General features: G+C 70.6%; 24 protein-coding genes and 1 pseudogene. 5 read left to right on the plus strand and 20 right to left on the minus strand.

Annotated features, from left to right (window positions below; translation table 11 throughout):
• Positions 1-3 precede the first annotated feature (3 nt).
• From ACIA5C_RS29890 to ACIA5C_RS29900, 3 genes are all read right to left on the minus strand, one after another.
• Entirely contained in the window at positions 4-279 is a 276-nt protein-coding gene (locus tag ACIA5C_RS29890) for a GlsB/YeaQ/YmgE family stress response membrane protein (RefSeq protein ID WP_396060495.1), read from the minus strand.
• A gap of 80 nt (positions 280-359) precedes the next feature.
• Positions 360-2,240: a translation elongation factor 4 gene (lepA, locus tag ACIA5C_RS29895; RefSeq protein ID WP_396060498.1), complete on the minus strand. Its 1,881-nt coding sequence runs from the start codon at positions 2,238-2,240 to the stop codon at positions 360-362.
• A gap of 288 nt (positions 2,241-2,528) precedes the next feature.
• The gene (locus tag ACIA5C_RS29900; RefSeq protein WP_396060501.1) at positions 2,529-3,062 is read right to left on the minus strand and encodes a DUF4240 domain-containing protein; all 534 of its coding nucleotides are present in this window, start codon (positions 3,060-3,062) and stop codon (positions 2,529-2,531) included.
• Positions 3,063-3,096: 34 nt separating this feature from the next.
• On the opposite strand from ACIA5C_RS29900, the gene ACIA5C_RS29905 reads away from it, so the two are divergent.
• Positions 3,097-4,305, plus strand: coding sequence for an aminoglycoside phosphotransferase (locus ACIA5C_RS29905; protein ID WP_396060504.1), 1,209 nt, complete (start codon positions 3,097-3,099; stop codon positions 4,303-4,305).
• Between the two features lie 145 nt (positions 4,306-4,450).
• Positions 4,451-4,717, plus strand: a complete 267-nt coding sequence (rpsT, locus tag ACIA5C_RS29910; protein WP_396060507.1) for a 30S ribosomal protein S20 — start codon at positions 4,451-4,453, stop codon at positions 4,715-4,717.
• Positions 4,718-5,536: 819 nt separating this feature from the next.
• Here the strand turns inward: rpsT and ACIA5C_RS29915 are convergent.
• The 5 genes and pseudogenes from ACIA5C_RS29915 to ACIA5C_RS29935 all read right to left on the minus strand — a co-directional run bounded on the left by ACIA5C_RS29915 (position 5,537) and on the right by ACIA5C_RS29935 (position 11,361).
• Positions 5,537-5,923, minus strand: coding sequence for a hypothetical protein (locus tag ACIA5C_RS29915; protein WP_396060509.1), 387 nt, complete (start codon positions 5,921-5,923; stop codon positions 5,537-5,539).
• Positions 5,920-6,903: a DNA polymerase III subunit delta gene (holA, locus tag ACIA5C_RS29920; RefSeq protein ID WP_396060512.1), complete on the minus strand. Its 984-nt coding sequence runs from the start codon at positions 6,901-6,903 to the stop codon at positions 5,920-5,922. Before holA ends, ACIA5C_RS29915 begins: the two co-directional genes overlap by 4 nt.
• A gap of 526 nt (positions 6,904-7,429) precedes the next feature.
• A complete protein-coding gene (locus tag ACIA5C_RS29925; RefSeq protein ID WP_396060514.1) occupies positions 7,430-8,017 on the minus strand; it encodes a GNAT family N-acetyltransferase in 588 nt (195 codons plus the stop codon).
• A 22-nt stretch (positions 8,018-8,039) separates the two neighbouring features.
• Positions 8,040-10,351: pseudogene (locus ACIA5C_RS29930) on the minus strand (ComEC/Rec2 family competence protein).
• Positions 10,352-10,368: 17 nt separating this feature from the next.
• A complete protein-coding gene (locus tag ACIA5C_RS29935; protein ID WP_396060517.1) occupies positions 10,369-11,361 on the minus strand; it encodes a helix-hairpin-helix domain-containing protein in 993 nt (330 codons plus the stop codon).
• 582 nt (positions 11,362-11,943) lie between these two features.
• Here ACIA5C_RS29935 and ACIA5C_RS29940 point away from each other — a divergent pair.
• Both ACIA5C_RS29940 and ACIA5C_RS29945 read left to right on the plus strand, forming a co-directional pair.
• On the plus strand, positions 11,944-12,705 hold the full coding sequence (locus ACIA5C_RS29940) for a putative protein N(5)-glutamine methyltransferase (RefSeq protein ID WP_396060519.1): 762 nt from the start codon (positions 11,944-11,946) through the stop codon (positions 12,703-12,705).
• Positions 12,706-12,714: 9 nt separating this feature from the next.
• Positions 12,715-13,758, plus strand: coding sequence for a hypothetical protein (locus tag ACIA5C_RS29945; RefSeq protein ID WP_396060521.1), 1,044 nt, complete (start codon positions 12,715-12,717; stop codon positions 13,756-13,758).
• Positions 13,759-13,794: 36 nt separating this feature from the next.
• Here ACIA5C_RS29945 and ACIA5C_RS29950 read toward each other — a convergent pair whose 3' ends face one another.
• The 7 genes from ACIA5C_RS29950 to pepN are packed head-to-tail and all read right to left on the minus strand — an operon-like array spanning position 13,795 to position 20,758.
• Entirely contained in the window at positions 13,795-14,643 is an 849-nt protein-coding gene (locus tag ACIA5C_RS29950; RefSeq protein WP_396060523.1) for a DegV family protein, read from the minus strand.
• A gap of 29 nt (positions 14,644-14,672) precedes the next feature.
• The gene (locus tag ACIA5C_RS29955) at positions 14,673-15,023 is read right to left on the minus strand and encodes a hypothetical protein (RefSeq protein WP_396060525.1); all 351 of its coding nucleotides are present in this window, start codon (positions 15,021-15,023) and stop codon (positions 14,673-14,675) included.
• Between the two features lie 13 nt (positions 15,024-15,036).
• Positions 15,037-15,657 carry a histidine phosphatase family protein gene (locus tag ACIA5C_RS29960; protein WP_396060527.1) on the minus strand — a complete coding sequence of 207 codons (621 nt, stop codon included), beginning with the start codon at positions 15,655-15,657 and terminating at the stop codon, positions 15,037-15,039.
• Positions 15,654-16,046 (minus strand): ribosome silencing factor, encoded by a 393-nt coding sequence (rsfS, locus tag ACIA5C_RS29965; RefSeq protein WP_396060529.1) that lies wholly within the window; start codon positions 16,044-16,046, stop codon positions 15,654-15,656. Before rsfS ends, ACIA5C_RS29960 begins: the two co-directional genes overlap by 4 nt.
• A 42-nt stretch (positions 16,047-16,088) precedes the next feature.
• On the minus strand, positions 16,089-16,685 hold the full coding sequence (gene nadD, locus ACIA5C_RS29970; RefSeq protein WP_396060532.1) for a nicotinate-nucleotide adenylyltransferase: 597 nt from the start codon (positions 16,683-16,685) through the stop codon (positions 16,089-16,091).
• Positions 16,686-16,743: 58 nt separating this feature from the next.
• Entirely contained in the window at positions 16,744-18,219 is a 1,476-nt protein-coding gene (locus ACIA5C_RS29975; protein WP_396060534.1) for an ATP-binding protein, read from the minus strand.
• Between the two features lie 46 nt (positions 18,220-18,265).
• Positions 18,266-20,758 carry an aminopeptidase N gene (gene pepN, locus ACIA5C_RS29980; protein ID WP_396060537.1) on the minus strand — a complete coding sequence of 831 codons (2,493 nt, stop codon included), beginning with the start codon at positions 20,756-20,758 and terminating at the stop codon, positions 18,266-18,268.
• A 206-nt stretch (positions 20,759-20,964) separates the two neighbouring features.
• Between pepN and trpS the strand changes: the two genes are divergently transcribed.
• The gene (gene trpS, locus ACIA5C_RS29985; RefSeq protein WP_396060540.1) at positions 20,965-21,951 is read left to right on the plus strand and encodes a tryptophan--tRNA ligase; all 987 of its coding nucleotides are present in this window, start codon (positions 20,965-20,967) and stop codon (positions 21,949-21,951) included.
• Here trpS and ACIA5C_RS29990 read toward each other — a convergent pair.
• The 5 genes from ACIA5C_RS29990 to ACIA5C_RS30010 form a co-directional block, all read right to left on the minus strand.
• Positions 21,940-22,374, minus strand: coding sequence for a GNAT family N-acetyltransferase (locus ACIA5C_RS29990; RefSeq protein WP_396060542.1), 435 nt, complete (start codon positions 22,372-22,374; stop codon positions 21,940-21,942). The genes trpS and ACIA5C_RS29990 overlap by 12 nt on opposite strands.
• 57 nt (positions 22,375-22,431) lie before the next feature.
• Entirely contained in the window at positions 22,432-23,937 is a 1,506-nt protein-coding gene (gene obgE / locus ACIA5C_RS29995; RefSeq protein ID WP_396060545.1) for a GTPase ObgE, read from the minus strand.
• Positions 23,938-24,146: 209 nt separating this feature from the next.
• On the minus strand, positions 24,147-24,404 hold the full coding sequence (rpmA, locus tag ACIA5C_RS30000) for a 50S ribosomal protein L27 (RefSeq protein WP_396060548.1): 258 nt from the start codon (positions 24,402-24,404) through the stop codon (positions 24,147-24,149).
• 13 nt (positions 24,405-24,417) lie between these two features.
• The gene (gene rplU, locus ACIA5C_RS30005) at positions 24,418-24,726 is read right to left on the minus strand and encodes a 50S ribosomal protein L21 (RefSeq protein WP_396060551.1); all 309 of its coding nucleotides are present in this window, start codon (positions 24,724-24,726) and stop codon (positions 24,418-24,420) included.
• Between the two features lie 180 nt (positions 24,727-24,906).
• Positions 24,907-25,347 (minus strand): hypothetical protein, encoded by a 441-nt coding sequence (locus tag ACIA5C_RS30010; protein ID WP_396060554.1) that lies wholly within the window; start codon positions 25,345-25,347, stop codon positions 24,907-24,909.
• Between the last annotated feature and the right edge of the window lie 52 nt (positions 25,348-25,399).

Genomic DNA, 25,399 nt, shown 5'->3' on the forward strand with positions numbered 1-25,399 from the left:
TGGTCAGCGGGTCACGCGACGACGGCTGCCGATGCCGGCGACCAGGGCGACACCGATGGCCGCGAGGACGACCTGGAACAGCAGCTCGATCCAGTCGACACCCTTGGTGTCGGAAACGCCGACCGCGCGGGCGATCACGGTGCCCAGCAGGGCGGCCACGACGCCGATGACCATGGTCAGCCAGATCGGGATGTTCTGCTTGCCGGGTACGACCAGGCGGCCGAGCGCGCCGATGATCAGGCCGACGATGAGCGCCATGACGATGCCGGTAAAAGACATTGGTGGTTCCTCCTCGGGGGATGGTGCTTGTTGCGTCCGTCGAGAACCGGATTTCCCGACCCCTGGAGAAACCAAACCGATTATTTCTTCGCGGCACCCTTCGCGTCGGGTGAATCGGAGGTCGACAGGGCGGCGATGAAGGCCTCCTGCGGCACCTCGACGCGGCCCACCATCTTCATCCGCTTCTTGCCCTCTTTCTGCTTCTCGAGCAGCTTCCGCTTCCGCGTGATGTCACCGCCGTAGCACTTGGCCAGCACGTCCTTGCGGATCGCGCGGATCGTCTCGCGGGCGATGATCCGGCTGCCGATGGCGGCCTGGATGGGCACCTCGAACTGCTGCCGCGGGATGAGTTTCTGCAGCTTGGAGGCGATGTTGACGCCGTACGCGTACGCCTTGTCCTTGTGCACGATCGCGCTGAACGCGTCGACCGGCTCGCCGTGCAGCAGGATGTCCACCTTGACCAGTTCGGCGACCTGCTCGCCGGACGGCTCGTAGTCGAGCGACGCATAGCCCTTGGTCTTGCTCTTGAGCTGATCGAAGAAGTCGAAGATGATCTCGGCCAGCGGCAGGGTGTAGCGCAACTCGACCCGTTCGGAGGACAGATATTCCATCCCGAGGAGGCTGCCGCGCCGGCTCTGGCACAACTCCATGACCGCGCCGACGTAGTCGTTGGGCACCAGCACGGTGGCCCGCACGACCGGCTCGTGGATCTCGGCGATCTTGCCGGTCGGGAACTCGCTCGGGTTGGTGACGACCCTCTCCTCGGCGTCCTCGGTGAACACCCGATAGACCACGTTCGGCGCGGTCGAGATCAGGTCGAGGTTGAACTCGCGTTCCAGCCGCTCGCCGATGATCTCCAGGTGGAGCAGGCCGAGGTAGCCGACGCGGAAGCCGAAGCCGAGCGCGGCCGACGTCTCCGGCTCATAGACGAGGGCGGCGTCGTTGAGTTTGAGCTTGTCGAGCGCGTCCCGCAGGGCCGGGTAGTCCGAGCCGTCGATCGGGTAGAGACCCGAATACACCATCGGCTTGGGTTCCTTGTAGCCGCCCAGCGGCTCAGTGGCCGACCGGACGTTGCCGGTGACGGTGTCGCCGACCTTGGACTGGCGGACGTCCTTCACCCCGGTGATCAGGTAGCCGACCTCGCCGACACCCAGCGCACCCGCCTTCTCCATCTCGGGCGAGACGACGCCGATCTCGAGCAGCTCGTGCACGGCACCGGTGGACATCATCTTGATGCGGTCACGGGCCTCGATCCGCCCGTCGATCACCCGGACGTACGTGACCACACCGCGATAGACGTCGTAGACCGAGTCGAAGATCATCGCGCGGGCGGGCCCGCTCGCGTCGCCGACCGGCGGGTCGAACTGCCGCACGATCTCGTCGAGCAGGTGCTCCACCCCGACGCCGGTCTTGCCCGACACGCGAAGCACCGCGGACGGGTCGACGCCGATCAGCTGGGCCAGCTCCTCGGCATACTTCTCGGGCTGGGCCGCCGGCAGGTCGATCTTGTTGAGGACCGGGATGATGTGGAGGTCGTTCTCCATCGCCAGGTAAAGGTTGGCGAGCGTCTGCGCCTCGATGCCCTGCGCGGCGTCGACCAGAAGAACCGCGCCCTCACAGGCGGCCAGGCTCCGCGACACCTCGTACGTGAAGTCGACGTGCCCCGGCGTGTCGATCATATTGAGGACGGCCGAATCGCCCTTCTTGTCGCCCTGGCGAACGACCCACGGCATCCGCACGGCCTGCGACTTGATCGTGATGCCGCGCTCGCGCTCGATGTCCATCCGGTCGAGATATTGCGCGCGCATCTGGCGCGGGTCGACCACCCCGGTGATCTGCAGCATGCGGTCGGCCAGCGTCGACTTGCCGTGGTCGATATGAGCGATGATGCAGAAGTTGCGGATGCGAGCGGGATCGGTCGCTCCGATCACGTTGTCGCCGGGGTCGAGCGGTCCAGGCACGATCTTCCGTTTCTCAAGCTTCGGGGTACGCCGGCGGACGGCCGGCGTCCTCTATCGTCCCACGTCGTCTTCTCCGGTCGCCTGGGCGCTCTCATTCCGAGCCGGCCCCGCTCTCGGCCCCCGCTCCGTTCCCGGCTCGGCCCGCGCAGTATTTCCGGCCTCGGCCACGCTCTCGCCCCCCGCTTCGTCCCCGGCTCGGCCCGCGCAGTGTTTCCGGCCTCGGCCGCACTCTCGCCCCCCGCTTCGTCCCCGGCTCGGCCCGCGCAGTGTTTCCGGCCTCGGCCACGCTCACTCCGGTTCGGCGAGGAACAGCGCCGACAGTTTGGGCAAGCGGCGCTGCATCTCCTCCTCGTCGTCGAAATCCCACAGATCGGCGACGTCGGGCCTGGTCTTCGGACGATCCTCGTCGGGCAGCTCCTCACCCGTGGCCTGCCGATATGCCTCGGCCGCGATCGTCAGCACCTCGGGCGCCTCGAAAACCGCGCCGGTCTCCGCGGCCGCCTTGATGACCGCCACGTTGGCCAACGAGTCAGGTGACTTGACCGAGCGGGCCACCGCATCACGCCCGTGCGCGATCAGCCAGCCCCGGAAGGCGTCGAACCCCTCCTCGCTGCACCCGCCGTGGATCACATTGGCCGCGGCCCACAGATCTTCGGTGCCCGAGGCGACCATCACCTTGTCGAGATGCCGACCCCAAGCGACGATCTCTTCCGGATCGTGCTCGGCCAGCTCAGCCACCGCACGCTTGGCCACCTCGGCGGGCGTCGCGGGCCGGTCGGCGGTGGCCCGGGCGATGACGGCCCAGAAGTCGTCGGTTCTCATAGGCTGAATCCTGCCAGGGAGGTACGACAAAACCATGTTGCCGGAGGTCCCCTACGGCGCCACCGCCGTACGCCCCAGCTGGCCCGACCTGCCGGAAAGCCTGCGGGAAGCGATCAGCGAGCGCCTCGGAGGCCCGATCGTCACGGCCCGCACCGCCGGCGGCGGCTTCACCCGCGCCTTCGCCGCGGCTCTGACGACGAAGGACGGATTCCGGGCCTTCATCAAGGCGGCTCCCCTACGGGAGCCGACCGCCGAGTGGTACGCGCGGGAGTCGTCGATCACCGCAGCACTGCCCGAGGCGGTGGCCGCCCCGCGTCCTCGATGGACCATGGTGCATTCCGACTATTTCGTCCTCTGCCTGGACTTCGTGGACGGCCACGTCCCCGCGCTGCCCTGGGATGCTGCCGAACTGGAGGCGGCCGTGACCGCCTGGACCACCGCCGCGTCAACACTGGCCACGCCGCCGCTCCTGGGCCTCCCACGGTTGTCCGACATCACCCGCCACGAAATGTCCGTCTGGTCGAGCGGAGCCCTGCCCTCCGAACGGCTCTCCCAGTTGGTCGCCTTCCCCGAACGGACGCCTTCCGAGCCAGCCCCCCTTTCGGGCCCGACCGCTCCCAGCCCGACCGCTTCCGAGCCGACCGCACTCCCCCAACCAGCAGCACTCCCCCAACCAGCAGCACTCCGCCAACCAGCAGCACTCCCCCAACCAGCAGCACTCCCCCAACCAGCAGCACTCCCCCAACCGGTCGCACTCCCTCCGCCAGCAGCGCTCCCTCCGCCAGCAACGCCCCCCGAGCCGCCGGCGTTCGCCAATCCGGTGGTGCTCGCCGAACCAGCGGTGCTCGCCGAGTTGGTGGCGCTTGAGCGGCTGCTTCCCGACGCCGTCGCCGGGAGCGGGATGCTGCACGGTGACCTGCGAATCGACAACGTGCTGATCGACCGGGCGGGCAAGGCCTGGCTCTGCGACTGGACCTGGCCGTGCCTGGGGGCCCCCTGGTTCGACACGGTGACGCTTCTGGTCACGGCGTTCGGGGCGTACGCCTGGCAAGCGGAAGTGAACCGCTTCCTGACCGATGCCCCGCCCGAAGGCGTGGACGCCGCCCTGGCCGGCCTGGCCGGATATTGGCTGGCCCGGGCGGCCGGACCGGCAAGCAGCGCCTCGCCGCACAGCCGGCAGCATCAGGCGTACAGCGGCCGGGCCGCCCTGTCCTGGCTCTCCGCCCGCCGGGGGTGGGCGTGACCGCCGTTTTGGCGGGTCGAGAGCGTGCTGGTAGTCTGTTCCTTCGCGTGTGGTGACGCGCCGCTGTTCGCTGCTTCGGCCGCGATTGGGGGCAACCCACCGCTCGAGACCAGTTTCCGCAACCTAGTCAGGACAAGGCTGTCGCGTGGCGAACATCAAGTCCCAGATCAAGCGCAACCGGCAGAACGAGAAGGCCCGTCTGCGCAACAAGTCGGTCAAGTCGTCGCTGAAGACCGTGATTCGCAAGCTCAACGAGGCGAGCACGGCCGGCAACGCCGAGACCGCGACTGCTCTGCTGCGTGACGCGTCGCGTCAGCTCGACAAGGCCGTCAGCAAGGGCGTCATCCACAAGAACCAGGCGGCGAACCGCAAGTCGGCCATCGCCAAGCGGGTCGCCGCGCTGGCGGCCTGATCCCTGCTGTTTGATCCCTGCCGGGGATCACGCGGTCGCGTCGCCGCGACCGTCAACGTCCGCCCTCACCGGCGGGCAACTGCGACCGTCGAAGCCCGCCCTAACCGGCGGGCTGGTCGCCGACCACCCTCCGGGCACCGCCGGACCGCTTCAGGTCCAGCCGGTGCCCGCGGTCGTTCCCGGCCCACCAGTAGACGCGGCCGTTCCTGGGCCGCCGGTGCCCGCAATCGTTCCCGGCCGGCCGGCGCCCGCGACCCGTTACCGGCCCGCCGGTACCCGCAATCGTTCCCCGCCCGCCGCTCAGGCGCTGACCGGAAGCGCGGCGAGATCCGTGTTCCGGGGGTCGAGTCACCAGACCGTGACACTCGCCCCGGGTCATCGTGCCGTGGGCGGTGCACCCCGCCGAGCGCTGAGCCCCTACAGCCCCCACCGGATGGGCACCTCGGAAGCGCCCCGCCCCCGTCATTGGTGAAGATCGCGGTCCGTTGCCGTACCGATTCGCGCTGATCAGGCCGAACGCGATGTCCTACGACGGACGACGTTCCGAACGGCCCAGAGGATCTCGTCGCGATAGGTCGACATGCCGCACGTGACCCGGTCGAACCGCGTCGGCCCCAGCCAAAACCCGCCCTCGGCCGGACCGCCCGCCGTCGACCACATGGTCGACCGAGGCCTGGCACGGCCGCCTCGACGTAACCGCACAAGTGCCTCGGCCGAGGTAGCCGCCGACCCGCTCAAGGCGCGGCCGGGCGACCAGAGGGCCCCGTGTCGACCTCCCCGGTGGTCAGCGGATCATGCCTCCCAAGGCCTTCCACGGACCTACTCGTAGCGACGGGTCGCCGACTGCCGCGCCAACTGCTGCTGCAGCTCGACCCGCTCGACCCACGGCCGCTTGACCCCACCCTGCCCCGGTGGCAGCCGCGTGGTCGACTCCCCCGCGATCGACCGCCGCACGGCCGCCCGGGCCGCCACCGGTTCCCCGGTCGCCGCCGACATCGGCAGCATCCCGGCGATCACGTCGTTGAGCTTGACCATCAGCGCCACGGTCAGCGGCAGCACGATGACGCCCCACCAGCTGACCAGCTCGGCCAGCGCGAGCAGGGCGCCCAGCGCCAGGGCGCCCTCGAGGAAGACGAAGCACAGCACCCCGCCGGGCGTGATGTGTTTGAGCCGGAGCATGCGTGCATAGAGCGGACGGGAACTCATCGGCGTCCCCCCGCCTGGCGTGCCGCGGCGACCGCGAAGACGGCCTGTTCAAGGGCATAGCCACGGTCTTCGCCGCCGCCCTTGACCGCGGCGTTGCACGCCGCTGCCGCCTGCATCGCGTCGACCAGGCCTTCGGGCGTCCAGCCGCGGCTGCGCTCCTGGGCCCGCTGGATCTTCCAGGCCGGCATTCCCAGCGAGCTGGCAAGCTGATAGGGATTGCCCCGCCCGGCCGACGCCACGCGCGCCACCGTGCGCACGCCGTCGGCGATCGCGTCGGCGATCGGTACCGGATCGACCCCGACGTGCAGAGCCCACCGCAACGCCTCGAGCGCCCCCGGCACGTCACCGATCATCGCCGCGTCGGCCACCGTGAACCCGCTCACCTCGGCCCGGCCCTTGTAGTAGCGCGCAACAACCGCCTCGGTCACCCGCCCGTCGGTGTCGGCGAGCAGCTGCGAACAGGCCGCCGCGATCTCCCGCAGGTCGTTGCCGACGGACGCGAGCAGCGCCGACGCGGCCGCTTCGTCACAGCGCCCGCCGTGGCGGCGGAACTCGTCGCGCACGAAAGCGATGCGCTCCCGGTCGCCCTTGAGCTTGGCGGCCGGCACGACGGTCGCGCCGGCGGCGCGAAGACCGTCGGCGAGGGCTTTGCCCTTCGCCCCGCCCAGGTGGGAGACGATCAGGCTGACCTCGGGGTCCGGGTTCTTGGCGTACGCCACGAGCGCCGTGATCAAATCCTTGCGGGCGTCCTGCCCGCTGCGCACCACGAGCACGCGCCGCCCACCGAACAGCGAGGGACTGAGCATCTCGGCCACTTCACCGGCCGAGAGGGCGCCCGCCTCGTATTCGCGGACGTCGGCCGTGGGGTCGCCGTCCCGAGCCGAGTCGACCGCCGCCTGAATCGCACGGGCGGCCAGCAACTCCTCGTCACCCTGGACGAGCACCAATGCGTCGGGAGGGGTGCTGTTCACGTCCGACATCGTCGCACGACCGGCTGACAATTCTGTGTGCCTCACTCCTTCGCGCACACCGGTCGATCACCGAACGCGAAACCCGACATATCGGCGTTGTCCCATGTCACAGGCACCGTAGAGTCCCTCGATCAGGCCGACTCTCCCCTCCACCAAATGGCCACCCCGCCCCACCCATCGACCCCGATCATCCGACCTCACCATCCTCCGGACCACCGACCCCGGGCGTGTCGATCACCCGCCATCAACCCCCCATCACTCACCTTCCCGACCACCGTCCCCTGACTCGTTGCAGCCGACGCTCATGCCGCACCGCCGACCCGAGGTGCAACCGGAGCGGCAGACCGATCTGCCGATCGCCCCGCCCTGCGAGCCCCCGCGGCAGCTTCTCGAAACCCGCAGCGACGCCCGAGGGCCGAACTCCCTCGTGCGCTGCCCGCAGCTCCCAAGGCAGCCGCTTCACCCCAACATCCGCACGAGCTACTCGCCCGACTCCTCCGGCAGCGGCTCGCCGAACTCCTCACGAGCTACTCGCCTAAAACCCCGGGGACCGTTCGAACTCCTCCAGCAGCTGCTCACCCACTCCTCCAGGAGCTAACTCCTCGGGCAGGATCGAGCCGATCCAGGCGTCGACCCGCTCACCCCGGTGCACGAGCCGCCGCCGCAGCACTGCCTCGACCGTGAAGCCTGCCTTCTCCGCGACCCGCCGGGACGCCACGTTGCCCACCTCGGCCCGCCACTCGATCAGCCCGAGCCGGAGCTCCGCGAACCCCCACCGGCACAGCTCCTGCAGCGCCCGGGTGGCCAGTCCCCGCCGCCGGGCCGCCGGGTCCATCCAGTACCCGACCTGCGCCGCCCCGTTCCCGTCCAGCCCCAGCGCGACCCGACCGAGCCGCTCCCCAGCGCCGCCGACGACCACGAACTCGGCCCGCTCCCGCCGCTCCCAGGCCCCGATGCACATGTCCCGCACGAAGAAGTCGGCGTCCTCCATCCGGTACGGCAGGGGAATCTGGACATACTTCTGCACCGCCGGGTCGAGCGACACCGCGTAGACCCAGGGAATGTCCGCGGGCGTGAACGGCCGCAGCGCGAACCCGCCGGCCGTGATCGTGGGCTGCGTCATGACGGCCAGGCTAGATCCGCCGCTACGGCCCCCGCGCGACGACGCCCAGCCCGGCCGGTGTGACGACCGCGGCCAGGTCGCCGGACTGGTCGGTCCGCAGCACGCGTGCCCCGCCGCGCGCCAGGCGGGCCAGCAGGTTGGCGTTCGGGTGGCCGTAGTCGTTGTCCTTTCCGACCGACACCAGCGCCACCGCGGGGTCGACCGCGTCGAGGAACTGTGGCTCCTGGTAGGCCGACCCGTGGTGGGCGACCTTCAAGACGTCGGCCCGCATCACGCCGGCGCCCAGATGGTTGAGCAGTTCGTCCTGTTCCTCGGTCTCCGCGTCGCCCGGCAGCAGCACCGTCTCGCCGCGCACCCGGGCCTTCAGCACCAGCGAGTTGTTGTTGGGGTCCGAGTTCGTACCGTGCAGCACCTCGAACGGTCCGAGCGCCGTCAACTCCAGCCCGCCCACCGCATAGGACCAGCCCGGCCCGATCACGTGCAACGGCTGACGCCCGGCCGCGGCCAGCACCTGGGACCGCCCGCCGACCGGTTCCGGCCAGTCCGGTCCCGCCACCGCGAGCACCGCCCGCGGAACACCCCGGCGGCCCCGCCCACGTGATCGGCGTGGAAGTGGCTCGCCACGAACAGCACGACCTGCCGGACCCCGAGTCGCCGCAGGCAATGGTCGACCGGGTCCGGCTCCGGCCCGGCGTCGATCACGACAGCTCGTCCGCTCCCGGCCGGCAGGACGACCGCATCGCCCTGCCCCACGTCGCAGACAACCACGATCCACTCTCGCGGCGGCCAGCCCGAGGCCAGTATGCGTACGGGAAGGGCGCCCAGCATGCCGCCCAGCGCAACCACCGCGACCAGCCGCCGCACCACCGGCCGCCGCGCCGCGACCAGCAGCGCCACCGTGATCACCGCAAGCAGCAGAGCCCCGAACACCCCGGCCGGCCACGGCAGCGCCCCCGCCGGGACCCGCGCACCGTACGTCGCCACCAGCACCAGCCACTTCGCCGGCCAGTAGCCGAGCCAGGCCACGAACCCGGCCCCGGCCGCCCAGACCGGCGAGAGCACGGCCGCCGCGATCCCGAGCAGCGTCGCGGGCGCGATCGCCGGCACCACGATCAGGTTGGCCGGCACCGCGACCAGGCTCACCGTCCCCGAGATGCCGGCGATTACCGGGCCGCAGGCCACTTGGGCCGCCGCCGGTACGGCCAGCGCCTCGGCCGCCCACCCGGGCCACCCCTTGCGCTGCAGGGCATCACGCCACGCCGGCGCGAGCAGCAGCAGCCCGGCCGTGGCCAGCACCGACAGCGTGAACCCCGGGTCGGCCGCAAGCTCTGGGTCGTATCCGATCAGCAGCGCCACCCCACCGGCGAGCGCCGGCAGCGCCGCCCGCGGTCGCCCGGACGCCAGCCCGATGAGCCCGATCGCACCCATCATCGCCGCCCGGATCACGCTCGGCGACGGCCGCGCCAGGATCACGAACCCGACCAGCGCCACCGCGCACACCACGGCCTTGACCACCGGCCCGGCACGCACCCACCGCACCGCGAACAGCACGACACCCAGCACAATGGCGACGTTCGCCCCCGATACGGCGTTGAGATGCGTCATCCCGGTCGTCCGGAAGTCGTCCGACAGCGCCGGATCCAGCCGGCTGGTGTCCCCCACGACCAGCCCCGGCAGCAACCCGCCGGCATCGTCCGGCAGCGGCTCGCAGGCCCGCTGCAGCCCGGCCCTGAGCACCCCCGCGGCCCTCTGCACCCAAGGCGGCCGCCCGACCGGTTGGGGCGCCCCTCGGACCGACACCGCCACTGCCCGCAGATCACCCCGGCGCGGCGGCAACAACTTCCCGGTAGCCCGCACCCGCTGCCCCGGCAGCAGCCCCCGCCACCCCGGATCGCGCCCCAGCACCAGAGCCCGGACCGACATCCGCAGCCCCGGTCCCTCCTCCGGCCAGACCCCCAAGAGATCAACCCCCACCAGGTAGGTGGGCGGCTCACCCGGCGACCCGATCAAGGCCCGCGGGTCATCCCGCACAACAAGATCGACCCGTGCGGGTTCCCCGGCCGCCACCACCGCCCCCAACGGCGCCGCCTCCACGACCCCCATGCGGACCCCGGTCGAGAAGCCACCACACCCCACTCCGAGCAGCACCGCCAGCCCGACCCACCGCGCCCCGCCGGGTCGACTCCGGCGCCCCCGCTGGGTGACAGCGAGCGCGCCCGCCGCCGCGACGCCGGCCGCGCCGAGCAGCAGGCCGCCGCAGGAAGACAGGTAGAGCGCGGCCAGCGACGAGAGCCAGATGGCGATCGCGAAGCCGGCCAGCCGGAGGTCGGGCAGCTTCGACCGGTCGGCGCTCACACCGTCACCAGGTCTTTGAGCTGCTCGTACCGGGCGTCACCGATGCCGTCGACCTTGCGGAGGTCGCTGACCGCCTGAAAGCCGCCCTGGGCCGTCCGGGCGTCGAGGATCCGCTGGGCCAGCACCGGCCCGACGCCGGGCAGGGTGTCGAGGTCGGCAAGGGTGGCCGTATTGAGATTGACCAGACCGCCGGCCGTGGCCGCCCCACCGGGCGCGGCGGGCATGCTCATCCCCGGAGAGGGGGCGACTCCCACCAGGATCAGTTCGCCGTCGACCACTTTGCGGGCCAGGTTGAGCATCGCCACGTCCACGCCCGGCCGGACCCCACCGGCCGCCTCCAAGGCGTCGGCCACCCGGGCTCCGGCCGGCAGGTGCACCACGCCGGGCTTCTCGACCTTGCCCTCCACCGCCACGATCACGTCGGCCGAGGCTCGCGGAGGCGGCGCCGCCGGCCCATCCGTGGCTGTGCCGGCCTCCGGGCCGAACGACGGCGTGGCCACCGGATCGACCCGCGGCCGGGCCCGCCAGGCCAGGAACGCCGCCACGACGATGACCAGGACCGCGATCGCCACCAGCGCCCGCACACCCCGGCGCCCCGGATCGAACGCCCGCAGCCCCATTCCCCGCTCCTTTCGCCCGTCATGACCGCCGAACGCCCCGGCCGCGCTGAGATCGTTGTCGTCCGGTGCAGCGTCAGGTGCCGCCCAGGACTCCGACACCCCGAGGCCGGCCAGCGGGTCCTCGACCCGCTTCGGGGGCTGCTCCGGCAGCACCCAGGCCGGCGGCGCCAGCGACGCCCGCGAACCAGCCGAAACCTCCGTGACACCGGACGAGACGATCTCCCAGGAGGCCCCGTCGAAGTCGTCCGACGTGAGAATCCGTTCGGCCGCCCGCCGACCGCCGACCGACGCCGAAATCGGCAGATCCCGCAAACCGGCGAACGGGTCGGCTCCCGGCACCGCACCCAGCCGGCCGCCTGACGACGACATTGCAAAGCCCTGCGGCATCGCCTCAACGCCCGGAGACGAAGCTGCCGAACCCGGCAACGACGCGTCAGGGGCTGACGACATCCGACCCGGCAACCGGGCCCCAGGCGCCGACGGCACCGAATTCGCGACGACCACCGGCTCCGGATCGGACGCAACAGACGGACGCGAGGCGGCCCCCGGCACCGAAGCCCAAGCCGACCCGTCCGGAAACCCCGCCGCCGGCCATCGCGCGGCCTCCACCTCACCGGAAGAAGCCGACGCAGGCGCCCGGCCCGCATCGACGTCGGCATCCTCGAGCCAGCCCGGAATGATGTCGGACCACCGCAGCGGCTCCCCCACCCGGGCAAGGTCGGCCAGCGGCTCGCGCCGAGGAGGAAGCGGAGCCGGCCCGGAACCTGAGGCAGGCACCTTCGCCAGCACAGCCTTCAACCGCTCCGCCACCACGTCGTCCGCATCCTTCGGGTCTCGCACGCTTGCCGACCGTACGGATTCACCCTCGTGATCGTTCCGACCCTGTGGATAACCGAGTAACTGTGGATACAGCGGGCCGCCCCCGGCCGATCTGTGCTAAAAGACGACCCCGTGACCCGTACTCAAGCCATCGCCCGCCTCCGCGAGGCCGGCTGCGTCTTCGCCGAGGAGGAGGCGACCGTCCTGTCCGAGGCCGCCGCCGGCAACGACGAGACCCTGGCCGCCCTCGTGGAACGCCGCGCCACCGGCGAACCCCTGGAGCAGGTCGCCGGTTACGCCGATTTCTGCGGCGTCCGCGTCCGGCTTCGCCCAGGCGTCTTCGTCCCCCGGGTCCGCAGCGAACTGCTGGTGCGGGTCGCCGCCGAGGAGGACCGCGCCAAGATCGTCGTGGACCTGTGCTGCGGCTCCGGCGCCCTGGGCCTTGCCCTGCAACGCCGGCGCCCGCAGATCGCCCTGCACAGCGCCGACCTGGACCCCGTCGCCGTCGCCGTCGCCCGCGACAACCTCACCACTCCGGTCTACGAGGGTGACCTTTTCGCGGCCCTCCCCGACGCTCTGCGGGGCCGCATCGACGTCCTCATCGCCAACGTCCCCTACGTCGCGACCGAGCACATTCCCCTACTCCCCGCCGAAGCCCGTGACCACGAGCCCCTGATCGCCCTGGACGGCGGCCCCGACGGCCTCGGCATCTTCCGCCGCATCACCGGTGAAGCACCCCTTTGGCTGGCCCCCGGCGGCGTCCTGCTTTCGGAAATAACCGACGCCCAGCTGCGCCCGGCGACCGAAGCGGTGCACCGCGCGGGTCTGGACGCCGACTCGATCTACGACGATGATCTCGAAGCCCGAGTCATCCGTGGACGCCGTACCCGATAGGAGGCCGGGGTGGGCCTGCTCCGAAGGCTTCGCCGAGCCCGGCTGGCCGGACGTGTCCTCAAACGTCTCCGCCGCGCCGGCCTGACCGACGCGCGCTACGACACCCGCGCCTTCCAGGTCGGCTTCACCGCCCCGGGTGACAACGTGCCCACCATCATCGAGCTGGGACCCCTGCTGGTCACTTCCGGACGCCGGAAGGTCGCCGAGTACGTGGCCGGCCTCCTCCTGAACCCCGGACTCCCCCAATCCTGGTCGGACGTCAAACCCCTGCTCCGTCCCGTGCTCCGGGGCGCAACCCCCGGCGACCCCCTGCGCCGTCCGGTCCTGCCGTTCCTCGCCGAGTTCGTGGTGGTCGACCAGCCCGACACGATGACGTACGTTTCGGCCGCCCAGCTGGCGGCCTGGAACGTCACCGCCGACCGGGCGTTCGAGGCCGCGCGGGCCAACCTCACGGGCGCCGTCCTGCAGGGCCGGGCCACCGAGCCGACGATCGTCCAGTTCGTCGACGACGGGGACGCCTACTGGACGTCCCACCTGCTTCTCCCGCACTGGCTCGAACGCCTGGCCGACCAGGTCGGCGGCGTCCCGGTCGCCTTCGCCCCCGAACGCGGCATCCTGCTGGTCACCGCCGACGGCAGCGACCACCTGCCCGGCCTCTTCGCCCGCGCCGAACAGATCTTCACCGCGTCGTCGCGTCCCATCACCCCGATGGCCTACGTCAGCGACGAGAACGGCTGCCCACAGCCCTACCGGGCCCCTTCGGGCCCACTTCACCAGACGGTACGGCGCGCCGAGAGAGTGCTCGCGCTTCACGAGTACGCGCGTCAGACCGCCCACCTACCCGGCGCCGCCACCCTGCAGTTGACCGGCGACGACACGGCCGGCTGGCGCGCTCAGGCCGTCTGGCCCCGAAACGAACCCACCCTGCTCCCGGCCGCCGACGAGGTCCTGACCGGCACGGTCACCCACCCGTGGCAGTCGATAGCCCGGCACCTGACCCAGGCCCCCGACGTCGATCCCCCGCGCTGGCAAGCCACCCACTGGCCCGCGTAGGCATCGCCGCCGGAAGGGCGAGGAAGGCCCCACAAATCAGGGACGCCGGTGCACCACGACCCCGGCCACGCCCGGGCCGACGTGCGCCGCCACCACGGCGCCCACCTCGGTGATGTAGCAGTCCCGCAACCGATCGCCCAACCGCACGACCAGCGCATCCGCCAGCGCCGTAGCCCGGTCGGCCGCCTCGAGGTGGTGCACAGCTATGTCGACTTCCCCGTCGCCTGACGCCTCGACGGCCAGGTCGACCATCTTGGCCAGCGCTCGCCCCGCCGTGCGCACCTTGTCGCGGACCACGATCGCCCCGTCGACCACGTGCAGGATCTGTTTCACCGACAGCGCCGTTCCGACCAGCGCCGACGCCGCCCCGATGCGGCCGCCGCGGCGGAGGAATTCCAGGGTGTCGACGTAGAACAGGGTGCTCACCAACGCTGCGTGTGAGCGCGCGGCGTCGCGTACGTCGGAAAGGTTTTGACCGTTGGCGGCGGCCGTGGCCGCCGCCAGTGCGGCGAAGCCGAGGCCCATCGCCGTGGTTCCGCTGTCGACCACCGTGACCTGGTCGCCGACTTCGGCTGCGGCCAGGCAGGCCGCCTCGTAGGTGCCGGAGAGCTTGGCCGACAGATGTACCGAAACCACCCCGGAGGCGCCGGCGTCCAGGAGTTTCCGATAGGCGGTCACGAACTGGGACGGTGCGGGCCGGGACGTGCTGACCGCCGACCGGCGCGCGTTGAGCGCCCGCGCCACCTCGGCCGGGGAGACTTCGAGCCCTTCGAGGCCGGACGACCCGTTGATGACCACGGTGAGGGGAACGACGGTCAGGTCATACGTGCCGTTGAGTTCGGCCGGCAGGTACGCGGTGGAGTCGGTGACGACCGCGACGGGCATGCGGGCACGGTAACCCATCGGCCTGGGACTCAGTTGTGCCGGACCTCAGTCACGATGAACGGCTCGCCCTGCTGGCAGGTCGTCATCATGCCCGGCTCGGGGTGGCCGACCAGGGTGACCTGTGCGCCGGCCGGTGCCTGGGAGCGGAGCGACTCGTCGTGGAAGTAGATGGAGTGCGAGCCGGTCGCGTCGCGCAGGATCAGGCAGTGCGGCTCGACCCCGGCCGAGAGGGTCCCGGAAATGGTCTCCGACGACGACGAGGACGAGGACGCCGCTGAAGGCGACGGCGACGCCGGGGCAGACGGCGATGACGACGGGGTGGGGGAAGCACACCCGGCGAGCAGTCCCAGCGAGACCAGGGCGACAAGACGAAGACGCATGATGCCTTGGACGCTAGCGGAGTGAGCCGGGTTCCGGCTGAGCGAACGCCCCCACGTTGAAGCCCGCCATCTGCCAGCCGCGCCGCTGATCGTGGAAAAGCTCGATCCAGTGGCAGTTTTCCAGGGGGCGCAGGGTGCGCAGCACCGGCAGCGGCCATCCGAGGAACTGGCCCACCCCTTGGCGGGCCGCGGCGCCGTGGGTGGCGACGACGACGGTCTCGCCCTCCGAAGCCGCGGCGAGCAGGGCCGCCGAGACCCGCGCGCCCAGGTCGTCGAGGCTTTCGACGTCGCCGCCGATCTCCTGCCCGGCGGTCCAGCGCGCGTGCTGCTCGGGGAACCGCTCGATGACCTCGGTCATGAACAGGCCCTGCCACGCGCCGAAGTATCGCTCGCGCAGCCGCTTGTCGTAGGTGACGGTGAGGCCGCTGATGTCCGCCAGGGCAGTCGCGGTGTCGGACGCCCGCACCAGGTCACTGGCGACGATCGCGTCGGGGCGCAGGGCGAGCAGCGACTGCGCCGCGGCGGCCGCCTGGCGGCGCCCGAGCGCGTTGAGCGGGGTGTCGCTCTGACCTTGGACGCGCTCGTTCGCGTTCCAGTCGGTGTTGCCGTGACGCCAGACGATCAGTCGGGTCACGCGGCGCCCGAGGCGGAGACCGAGTCGCGGTCGACGAACGGGATCATCGGGCAGTCTTTCCACAGCTTGTCGAGGGCGTAGAACTCGCGCTCCTCGGCGTGCTGGATGTGCACCACGATGTCGACGTAGTCGAGCAGCACCCAGCGGCCCGCTCGCTCGCCCTCGCGCCGGACCGGCTTCGCCTTTTCCGGCAGGTCGAGAAGAGCCTCCTCGACCGCGTCGACGATGGCCAGCACCTGACGCTCGTTGGAGGCCGAGGCGATCACGAAGGCATCGGTGATGTAGAGCTGCTCGGCGACGTCGATGACGACGATGTCCTGCGCTTTCTTGTCGGCGGCAGCCTGGGCGGCCGTCATCGCCAGTTCAAGAGCGCGTTCAGTGACGGGCAAGAGGATCCCAATCTGAAGTCGGCTACGAAGACTTCAAGGGTCTCACACCGCTATGACATTTCCGGAACCCCGATAGAGGCCCCTCTTGTTGATGTATTGGACGACACCATCGGGCACCAGGTACCAGACCGGTTTGCCCCCGGCCACCCGGTCGCGGCAGGCGGTCGACGAGATGGCCATGGCCGGCACCTCGACCAGGGTGACCCGGTCGGGCGGCAGGTGGTCGCCGGAGAGTTCGAAACCGGGGCGCGTGACCCCGACGAAGTGCGCCAGCTCGAGCATGGCCAGCGCGTCCTTCCAGGAGAGGATGCGGCCCAGCGCGTCCGCCCCGGTGATGAAGAACAGCTCGGTGCTGCCGCCGTAGATCGCGGACATGTCGCGCAAGGTGTCGATGGTGTACGTCGGGCCGTCGCGGTCGATGTCGGCCCGGCTGACGTGGAAGCGCGGGTTGGAGGCGGTCGCGATCACCGTCATCAGGTAGCGGTCCTCCGCCGGGGTGACCTTGCCCTTCTCGTACGGCTGGCCGGTCGGGACGAAGACCACCTCGTCGAGGTCGAACCGGGCCTGCACCTCGCTGGCCGCCACCAGGTGCCCATGGTGGATCGGGTCGAACGTTCCACCCATGATCCCGATGCGCATCAAAGAAGAATAGGTCTTTTATCGATCTAGGGCGGCGGGCGGGGCGGTTGGATGGAGATCAACCGTCTAGGCGTCGGCGTACGGCAATTAGGAGGTCATTTGCCGTAAACGGCTTCTCGAGCAGCGCAACACCGGGGTCGAGAGTGCCGTGCGTATGCAGGACGGGCTGGGCATAACCGGACATATAGAGCACACGGGTCTCAGGCCGCACAACGCACAACCGCTCGGCCAGATCCTTGCCCAGCATCCCGGGCATCACCACGTCGCTGACCAGCAGATCGATCGCACCCTGGTGCGCCGCGGCCAGTTCCAGCGCCTCCGGCCCGCACTCGGCCGCCAGCACCCGATAGCCCGCCCCGGAGAGGATCCGCCCGGCCACGTCCCGCAGCGCCGCCTCGTCCTCCACGACCAGCAGCGTCTCGCCGCGCCCCTTCACCGGGGCCGAGTCCGACAGATCGGGCGCCGACAACGAGCCCGAGGCGGCCGGCAGAAGGACGGTCACCGTGGTCCCGAGGCCCGGCGACGACGCAATGCTCACCTCACCGCCGGCCTGGGTGACGATCCCGTAGACCGTCGCCAGCCCGAGCCCCGTGCCTTCACCACTGGCTTTCGTCGTGAAGAACGGCTCGAACGCGTGCTCGACCACGTCCGGAGCCATCCCCCGCCCCGAGTCGGACACCCGCATCCGCACCTGATCGTCGTGTGCCTCGGTGTCGATCACCAGGTTGCCGCCCGACGGCATCGCGTCCCGCGCGTTGGACGCCAGGTTGACCAGCAACTGCTCGATCTGCCCCGGGTCGCAGGTGACCGGCGGCAGGTGGGCCCCCGGCCGCACGATCAGCGTGATCTGCTCGCCGATCGAGCGCCGCAACATCTCCTCGACCTCGCCGATCACCGTGTTGAGGTCGAGCACCTGCGGCCGCACCACCTCGCGCCGGGCGAACGCCAGCAACTGGTGGGTGAGGTCCGTTCCGCGCTCGCCGGCCCGGATGACCTGACGCGCGTCCGCCATGATCATCTTCACGTCCGGTTCGGCCGACTCGGCCTCCTCGATCACGAAGTTCGCGTAGTTGACGATCACGCCGAGCATGTTGTTGAAGTCGTGCGCGATGCCGCCGGCCAGCTGCCCGAGGCTCTCCAGCCGCTGGCTGCGGTGCACCTGGGTCTCCGCCCGCAGCCGGGCCTTCTCCTGCTCGGCGTGGGCCCGATCGGTGAGGTCACGGACCACCGAGACGGCCAACCGGCCGTGCGGGGTGTCGACGACGGCCGACGTCGACTCGACCGGCACCTCGGTGCCGTCCTTGCGACGCACCGAGGTGGCGACCGCGCCGATCGGTTCACGCTCGTCGTGCATCGCGCGGGAGTCGTCGGTGAAGACCATCCCGACGGGCCGACCGAGGAGTTCGGCTCGTGGATAGCCGAACAGCTCCTCGGCCCGGTCGTTGGCGAGCACGATGACGCCCTCGTCCAGCACCAGGATCGCGTCCGGGGCGGCCAGGAGCAGGCCCCCGGAAAGTTCCTCCGACCACTCCACGAGTCACCCCCGGGCTGAGGGTATCTGCTCAAAGCACCGCTAAACGCTAAAAACGCGCAGCTAGCGCCCTCCGCAGGTCGTCGTCCGCGTCGATGACGACCCGGCGCAGGATCGGATCAAGATCTTCCCGGGCCAACAACTCGGCGGCCAGCCGCCGGGTCTGAAGGCCCACCATCACGCTCGGGTACGCCGCGATGGCCGTCTTCTCCGCGCTCATGCCACTGCGCACCCGCATCATCTCGGGCATGTCGGCGAAGTAGCGCTCGACGTACGGCGTGAGCAGCTCGATCTGCTCGGACTGCCAGAACGCGGACGCCGTGAGCTCGGCCAGCCGGTTGGACAGCGACTTGTCGCCGACCACCGCCGCCCACGCCGCCGCCTTGGACGCCGGGTCCGGACGCGCGGCCCGGCACCGGACCGCCCACTGCTCCCCGGACGCGCTGCGGTCCCGGTCGTACTCGGCGGCGATCTCGGCCTCGCCGACCTCGCCGAGCACGCTCAGCCGGTAGAGGATCAGCCACCGCATGTCGGCGTCGACGGTCAGCCCCTCCGGCACACCCTCGCCGGCCAGCCAGGCCTGGAGGCGGACGGTGTCGACGGTCGTACCGATCAGGCCGCGGGCCGCGGCCAGCCGGCGGGACTCGCCCGGGGACGCCGCGGCGAGCAGCCGGTCGGCCGCCTGCGCGATCATCTCCAGCGCGGCCGGGCGGGCGGCCGGGGTGGAATAGCGGTCGACCAGGCCGCGGGACATGCGCAGGACGTCCTCGACGACCACGACCTCGGACTCCACCGGCAGCGCGGCCAGCACCAGCGCGACCAGGTCGGCGACCGGGCGCTCGCCGTCGACCACCGCGTCGAGCGTCGACGCCCAGAGCACGGCCCGGGCCAGCGAGTCGTCGATCAGCGGGAGCACGGCCGGGATCGCAGCGGTCGACTCCGGATCCAGCCGGATCTTCGCGTACGTCAGGTCACCTTCGTTGAGAAGGAGGAGGTCGGGCGCGCGTACGCCCGCAAGCTCGGGTACGACGGTGCGCGCACCGTCGATCTCGACCTCGATCCGCTCGCGCCGCACGACCGTGCCGTCCTCGGCGCGGTCGTAGAGTCCCAGCCCGACCCGGTGCGGCCGCAGCGTCGGATGGCCCTCCGGGGCGGTCTGCACGATCGCGACCTCGGCATAGCCGGCCGCGTCCCGGGCCGTCTCGACCCGCAGCGTGTTGACCTGCGCCCGGCGCAGCCACAGCTCGGCCCACTCGGTCAGGTCGCGACCGCCCGCCTCGGAGAGCGACTGCAGCAGGTCGGCCAGCGTCGCGTTGCCGAACTCGTGGGCCCCGAAGTACTGGTTGAGCCCCTTGAGGAACGCCGTGTCGCCCATCCAGACCACCAGCTGGCGGAGCACCGAGGCGCCCTTGGCGTAGGAGATGCCGTCGAAGTTGAGCAGCGCCTGATGCGTGTCGACGACGTCCGAGGGCGCGACCGGGTGGGTCGACGGGTGCTGGTCGGCCCGCAGGCCCCAGCTCTTGCGATGGATCGCGAACGTCGTCCAGGTCCTGGTGAACGCGGTCGCCTCGGCGGTGATGCGGGAGCCCATGTACTCGGCGAACGACTCGTTCAGCCACAGATCGTCCCACCAGGCCATGGTGACCAGGTCACCGAACCACATGTGCGCCATCTCGTGGGCGATCACGTTGGCCCGGTTCTCACGCTGCGCCTCGGTGACCGCCGACCGGAAGACGAACTCGTCCCGGAAGATCACCAGGCCCGGGTTCTCCATCGCGCCGAAGTTGAACTCGGGCACGAACGCCTGCTGGTAGTGGCCGAACGGGTACGGGATGTCGAAGATCTCGTGGTAGCGGTCGAGGCACTGCTTGGTGACCGTGAAGATCTCCGGCGCCTGGGCCTCGAGCTGCTCGGCGAGCGCGGCCCGGGTGTAGAGCACCAGCGGGATGCCCTCGTGCTCGTCGTCCACCCGGTGGTACGGCCCGGCGATCAACGTGACCAGATAGGTCGAGATCGGCTTCGTGGCCTCGAACCGCCAGTGCCCGTCCACGACCGGCTCGGCCAGCGGCGCGTTGCCGGCGACCAGCCACGCGGCGGGGGCGGTCACCGACACCTCGAAGGTCGCCTTGAGGTCGGGCTGGTCGAAACAGGGGAAGATCCGCCGGGCCCCGTCCAGGAACATGTGCTGGTGCAGGTAGATGTTGCCGTCGCCGGGGTCGGTGTATCTGTGCAGACCCTCGCCGGTGTTCGAGTAATGCATGGCGGCCTCGACCACGAGTTCGTTCTCGTCGGCGAGGCCGGTCAGCGTCAGCCGCTCCTCGGCCAGCGCGTCGGCCGGCACGGCCACCCCGTTGAGCGTCGCCGAGATGACGGACACCGGCTCGAAGTCGACGAAGCTGGCGGCGGCCCGGGCGCCGAACCGGAGCACGGTACGCGACCGGAAGATGTCGCCCTCGGCGGTGAGATCCAGCGCGACCTCGTAGTGGTGTACGTCGACGGCTGCGGCGCGGGTGAGCGCCTCGGTGTGGGTGAGGCTCGGCATGCGCCCATCATGCCTGTTGAGTTCCGACCGGCGCGCGCTAGCATGGTGTCGTGCGCACGGCCAACATGTCCTGGTGGCTGCCCTGACGGGCGGCCCACCCCATGCGCACACCAACCAGCGCACACCAACCACTTGCGGCCGCCTCCGGGCGGCCGTTTTCGGTTCCCGGCGACGGTCCACCCGCGTACGGAAAACGAGGAACCGAAATGACCGCGACCATCGCCCCCACCTCGACCACCCGCCTGACCGGTCTTCAACCGACCGGAGGCCTCCACCTGGGCAATCTCCTCGGCGGCATCCGCCCTCTGGTCGAGAGCCAGTACGACGGTCCGGCGATCGCCATGATCGCCGACCTCCACGCGCTCACGATGGAGCATGATCCAGCCAAAGTGCGGGTGGCCAGCCTCGAACTGGCCGCCGTCCTGCTCGCCGCCGGCGTCGATCCGGAGCACACCGCCCTGATCGCCAACTCGCAGATCCCCGAGCACTCCGAGCTGCACTACCTCCTGGAATGCGTCGCCAACTACGGCGAAGTGGCCCGCATGATCCAGTTCAAGGAGAAGTCGGGGAGCGGGCCGGTGCGGCTCAGCCTGCTTACCTATCCGGTGCTGATGGCGGCCGACATCCTGCTCTACGACATCGCGTTCGTGCCGGTCGGCGAGGATCAGAATCAGCATCTTGAGCTCGCCCGCACGATCGCGACCAGGTTCAACGCACGCTACGGGCCGACCTTCCGGGTGCCCGAGGGGGTGCGGCCGGAGAACGCGGCGCGGGTCATGGACCTCGCCGAACCGACCCGCAAGATGAGCAAGAGCAACCCGTCGGCGGCCGGGCGGATCGGTCTGCTCGACCCGCCCGAGGTGGTCCGGCGCACCATCGCCCGGGCGGTCACCGACAACGTCGGCGAGGTGCGCGACGACCCGGAAAATCAGCCCGGCATCAGCAACCTGCTCGGCATCCTCGCCGCCTGCACCGACTCCCGTCCCCGCGAGTTCACCTCGTACGGCGAGCTCAAGCGGGAGGTCACCGACGCGGTCGAGGCGCTGCTCGCGCCGATCAGGGCGCGTTACGCGGCGTTGTCGGCCGACCCCGGCCATCTCCGGTCGATCCTGGCGGAGGGCAAGGCCAAGGTGCGTCCCACCGCTTCCGAGACCGTACGCCGTACGCGTGCCGCCTTGGGCCTACTGGACTAACGCGACCAGCCGCTTCTCGAAGCACACGCGATCGGGGTTCCCGGCGTACTCGCCGTACGCCGGGATCGGCCGGTAACCGGAGCTCAGGTAGAGCCCGATCGCGGCCTCGAGCAGCGGGTTCGTGTCGAGCCGGACGATCGGGCACCCGGCCGCGAGCGCCTCCTCCTCGACCCAGCACACCAGCTGGCGCGCGATGCCCCGGCCGCGGAAGGACGGCCGCACGTACATCCGGCGCAACTCGGCTGTCCCGTCCCCGACGGCTCGCCAGCCCGCGCAGGCCACCGCCCGCCCGTCGACCGCCGCCACGAGATACGCAGAGTCGTCGTCCGGTGTGAAGGCGGCGGTCTCCCCTATTTCCCGCTGCTGGGCAGTGACCAGCGCGGCGAGCTCGGGGTCGAGGGCGGAGCGGGATTCGATCAGCACCCGCATAACCCTAAGTGACATCTCTTTCCGGCGGGTTGCGGACAGCTGGCCGACGCCCTATTCGCCGGTGTCGTCCTCATCGTCCGCGTCGGTCACCAGGACCGGGCGTTGCGAATTCGCGACGCTGGTCACGGTGCCGTCGGCCGACATGTGCAGCAGTTCGTCGTCCGACCGCACCCGTCGCGCCTTGCGGGCGGCCAGGCGCTGGGCGGCGCTCGCCCGGCCGGACTGCTCCTCCAGACGGGCGTCGGTGCCGCGCGGGCCCGAGACGAACTCGCCGGCGTTGGGCTGCCAGTCGAACTCGTGGGTGCCGATCCGCACCGGGTCGCCCGGCTCGGCGCCCTTCTTGACCAGCGCGTCCTCGACCCCGATCCGATCCAGCCGGTCGGCCAGGTAGCCGACGGCCTCGTCGTTGTCGAAGTTGGTCTGCCGCACCCAGCGTTCGACCCGCGCGCCGCCGATGACGAAGACACCCTCGTCGTCCTGCTCGATCGTGAAACCGCTCTCGTCGACCGCTTGCGGTCGCACCACGACACGGGTCGGCTCGGGCGCCGGCGTGGCCAGCCGGTGCTCCTCGACCGTCTCGGCCAGCGCGTAGATCAGCCCCTGGAGCCCCTCGCGGGTGATGGCGCTGACCTCGAACACCCGATAGCCCCGGGCCTCCAGGTCAGGCTTGACCATGTCGGCCAGGTCGCGCCCGTCCGGGATGTCGATCTTGTTGAGGACGATCAGCCTCGGCCGGTCCTCCAGCCCCCCGTACGCCGCCAGCTCGGCCTCGATCGCATCCAGGTCGGCCAGCGGGTCGCGATCGATCTCGGGCGCCGCCGCGTCGAGCACGTGCACCAGCACCGAGGTGCGCTCGATGTGCCGCAGGAACTGCATGCCCAGGCCCTTGCCGGTGGCCGCGCCGGGGATCAGCCCGGGCACGTCGGCCACGGTGAAAGTCTTCTCGCCCGCCTGCACCACGCCCAGGTTGGGCACCAGCGTGGTGAACGGGTAGTCGGCGATCTTCGGCTTGGCGGCCGACATCACCGAGATCAGCGACGACTTGCCGGCCGACGGGAAGCCGACCAGGCCGACGTCGGCCACGCTCTTCAGCTCGAGCACCACGTCGAGCTGGTCGCCCGGCTCGCCCAGCTCGGCGAAGCCCGGCACCTTGCGCCGGGTGTTGGCCAGCGAGGCGTTGCCCCGGCCGCCGCGGCCGCCGCGCGCCACCTCGAACGTCGTGCCGGCCCCGACCATGTCGGCCAGCACCTTGCCGTCCGCGGTCAGCACGACCGTGCCGTCGGGCACGTAAAGCACCAGGTCCTTGCCGTTCGCGCCGTCCCGGTTGCCGCCGGCCCCGCCGCCGCCGTTGTTCGCCTTGACGTGCGGGTGGAAGTGGAAGTCGAGCAGCGTGTGCAGCTGCGGATCGACGACCAGGCTGACGCCGCCGCCGTGCCCGCCGTTGCCGCCGTCGGGACCGCCGAGCGGCTTGAACTTCTCCCGGCGCACCGAGACGCAGCCGTGCCCGCCGTCACCCGCCTGCAGGTGCAGCACGACCCGATCGACGAACGTGGTCACTTCCCACAACTCCCTAGCCGAAAATGCCGGCCGCCGAAACGACGACCGCGAAAGCCCCGGCTCAAACCGGTGGCCGAAATGCCCAGCCGCCCAAATCAGCGACCGCGAAGCCCAGCTCGAAACCGTGGCCGAACCGCACCCGCCGAGTCCCGGGCCCGAAAAACACAGCGGGCCGCGGACCCCGAGGTCCGCGGCCCGCTGAGGAAAAACTACTGCGCGACCGGCACGATGCTGACGGTCTTGCGACCACGCGCGGTGCCGAACAGCACGTTGCCCGCAGCGAGCGCGAACAGCGTGTCGTCGCCACCGCGGCCGACGAGCTCGCCCGGGTGGAACTTGGTGCCGCGCTGCCGAATGAGGATCTCGCCGGCGTTCACGAGCTCGCCGCCGAAACGCTTGACGCCGAGCCGCTGGGCGGAGGAGTCACGACCGTTACGCGAGCTTGACGCACCCTTTTTGTGAGCCATGGCTGTCCGCCCCTTACTTCGAGATTCCGGTGACCTTGACGCGGGTCAGCGGCTGGCGGTGACCCTGGCGCTTGTGGTAGCCGGTCTTGTTCTTGAACTTGTGGATCCGGATCTTCGGGCCCTTGGTGTGCTCGGCGATCTCGCCGGACACCGCAACATTGGCAAGCTGGGTCGCGTCGGTCACCAGGTCGTCGCCGTCGACGAGGAGCACCGCGGCGAGCGTCACCGCGCCGCCGGGCTCGCCGACGAGCTTCTCGACCTCGATCACGTCGCCCTCGGCAACCTTGTACTGCTTGCCGCCGGTCTTGACGATCGCGTACATCGGACGCGGACTCCCTGAGACTTACGCAGCGAAGGACCGCTGCTTGGCGGATGGTGCTTGTGGTCCTGCCAGCTCCCCATCCGGATGACCCGTGAGGGGAGGGCGCCAGAAACACGAGGCGTGGAAATGCGCCGTCAGACAGCTTACGTCATCGTGCTGGTCAGGCCCAAACCGGGGACCTCAGCCCTTGCCGCACGCCTTGTCGAGGGCATCCGAGAGTTCGGACAGCTTGGTCGCGTCGAGCTTCGACAGATCGCCCGAGAACGCCGTGACCTGGCCGGACATCTGCTTCAGCGTGTTCTTGAGCGTCGCGTCGCCGGCCAGCTTCGACATGTCGCCCAGCGCGTACGAGTAGTTGGACACGTCCTGGGTGAGCTTCTGCTTCGCCTGGGCCGTCGCCGCCGCGCCCTGGCCTTTGGCCTCGAGTTGCAGCTTGAGGTCGGCGGTCAGGGTGTCGCCGAAGGACGTGCTGGTGCGGTCGGCCTGTGCGCAGATCGCCTTGGTGTCCTGACTGAGCGCGGCGTCGGCCACGCTCGGGTCCGGCTTGGGTGTTGCCTCGGCGGTGCAGCCGGCCGCACACAGGGCGAGGGCCAGCACCGACGTCGTGAGAAGGGGTTTCATGGGGATCGAGCTCCTCGGGGACGGGGATCGATCCCGAGAGGGTAACCGAGGA

This window comes from Actinoplanes sp. NPDC051343 (assembly GCF_044455125.1).
Lineage (GTDB): Bacteria > Actinomycetota > Actinomycetes > Mycobacteriales > Micromonosporaceae > Actinoplanes.

Excerpts from the sequence above, each read along its gene's own strand:
- ACIA5C_RS29935 (WP_396060517.1), bottom strand. The coding sequence starts at position 11,361 with ATGTCGTCGTCAGGCGGCCGGCTGGGTGCGGTGCCGGGAGCCGACCCG.
- pepN (WP_396060537.1), bottom strand. The coding sequence starts at position 20,758 with ATGCCGAGCCTCACCCACACCGAGGCGCTCACCCGCGCCGCAGCCGTC.
- ACIA5C_RS29955 (WP_396060525.1), bottom strand. The coding sequence starts at position 15,023 with ATGCGTCTTCGTCTTGTCGCCCTGGTCTCGCTGGGACTGCTCGCCGGG.
- ACIA5C_RS29890 (WP_396060495.1), bottom strand. The coding sequence starts at position 279 with ATGTCTTTTACCGGCATCGTCATGGCGCTCATCGTCGGCCTGATCATC.
- ACIA5C_RS29900 (WP_396060501.1), bottom strand. The coding sequence starts at position 3,062 with ATGAGAACCGACGACTTCTGGGCCGTCATCGCCCGGGCCACCGCCGAC.
- rplU (WP_396060551.1), bottom strand. The coding sequence starts at position 24,726 with ATGTACGCGATCGTCAAGACCGGCGGCAAGCAGTACAAGGTTGCCGAG.
- ACIA5C_RS29905 (WP_396060504.1), top strand. The coding sequence starts at position 3,097 with ATGTTGCCGGAGGTCCCCTACGGCGCCACCGCCGTACGCCCCAGCTGG.
- holA (WP_396060512.1), bottom strand. The coding sequence starts at position 6,903 with ATGTCGGACGTGAACAGCACCCCTCCCGACGCATTGGTGCTCGTCCAG.
- nadD (WP_396060532.1), bottom strand. The coding sequence starts at position 16,685 with ATGCGCATCGGGATCATGGGTGGAACGTTCGACCCGATCCACCATGGG.
- ACIA5C_RS30010 (WP_396060554.1), bottom strand. The coding sequence starts at position 25,347 with ATGAAACCCCTTCTCACGACGTCGGTGCTGGCCCTCGCCCTGTGTGCG.
- ACIA5C_RS29915 (WP_396060509.1), bottom strand. The coding sequence starts at position 5,923 with ATGAGTTCCCGTCCGCTCTATGCACGCATGCTCCGGCTCAAACACATC.
- rpmA (WP_396060548.1), bottom strand. The coding sequence starts at position 24,404 with ATGGCTCACAAAAAGGGTGCGTCAAGCTCGCGTAACGGTCGTGACTCC.
- ACIA5C_RS29925 (WP_396060514.1), bottom strand. The coding sequence starts at position 8,017 with ATGACGCAGCCCACGATCACGGCCGGCGGGTTCGCGCTGCGGCCGTTC.
- ACIA5C_RS29950 (WP_396060523.1), bottom strand. The coding sequence starts at position 14,643 with ATGCCCGTCGCGGTCGTCACCGACTCCACCGCGTACCTGCCGGCCGAA.
- trpS (WP_396060540.1), top strand. The coding sequence starts at position 20,965 with ATGACCGCGACCATCGCCCCCACCTCGACCACCCGCCTGACCGGTCTT.